The sequence below is a fragment of the Actinomycetospora sp. NBRC 106375 genome (assembly GCF_030269665.1).
GTDB lineage: Bacteria > Actinomycetota > Actinomycetes > Mycobacteriales > Pseudonocardiaceae > Actinomycetospora.
In genome coordinates, this window is record NZ_BSTS01000089.1 from 1 (window position 1) to 322 (window position 322).

Annotated in this window: 1 protein-coding gene; it reads right to left on the minus strand. The window is 71.1% G+C overall.

The features are described 5' to 3' along the window. The coding region (locus QSK03_RS32990) for a transposase (protein ID WP_285660076.1) at positions 1–322 on the minus strand (322 nt) is incomplete at both ends.

A 322-nucleotide genomic window follows, 5' to 3' on the forward strand; every position in this document is an offset into this window, starting at 1 on the left:
GGCGGCGATGATCTGCTGGTAGGCCCACCAGGTCACCTCGACCGCGACGTGCTCGTCGTAGGCGAACACGGTCTCGAGGCGGGCGCGTTGGCGGTCGGTGAGCAGCCCGAGGCGGGTTCGCAGGGTGCGGCGGACGCGGTAGAGCGGGTCTCCGGAGCGCCCGCGGTGCCCGAGGGTGTCCTGTTGGACGCGTTGACGGCACAGGTCGAGCTTGTGCCCGGCCAGAGCGACGACGTGGAACGGGTCCATCACCGTGACCGCGTCGGGCAGCGCCTCGACCGCGGCGTTCTTGTAGCCCCCGAAGCCGTCCATGGCCACGATC